The sequence below is a fragment of the Pseudomonas sp. IC_126 genome (genome assembly GCF_004331835.1).
GTDB lineage: Bacteria > Pseudomonadota > Gammaproteobacteria > Pseudomonadales > Pseudomonadaceae > Stutzerimonas.
The window spans coordinates 1-425 of sequence record NZ_SJSS01000014.1; the positions used below are offsets into that span (position 1 = coordinate 1).

At 51.5% G+C, this 425-nt stretch carries 1 rRNA gene; it reads left to right on the forward strand.

Going from position 1 to position 425, the window contains the following annotated elements:
- Nucleotides 1-425 (forward strand): 16S ribosomal RNA (locus tag E0D86_RS21255); the annotation flags it as partial.

Below are 425 nucleotides of genomic sequence, written 5' to 3' on the forward strand. Positions count from 1 at the left end.
GGAATCTTCGGCAATGGGGGCAACCCTGACCGAGCAACGCCGCGTGAGTGAAGAAGGTTTTCGGATCGTAAAGCTCTGTTGTAAGAGAAGAACGAGTGTGAGAGTGGAAAGTTCACACTGTGACGGTATCTTACCAGAAAGGGACGGCTAACTACGTGCCAGCAGCCGCGGTAATACGTAGGTCCCGAGCGTTATCCGGATTTATTGGGCGTAAAGCGAGCGCAGGCGGTTAGATAAGTCTGAAGTTAAAGGCTGTGGCTTAACCATAGTACGCTTTGGAAACTGTTTAACTTGAGTGCAAGAGGGGAGAGTGGAATTCCATGTGTAGCGGTGAAATGCGTAGATATATGGAGGAACACCGGTGGCGAAAGCGGCTCTCTGGTCTGTAACTGACGCTGAGGCTCGAAAGCGTGGGGAGCAAACAG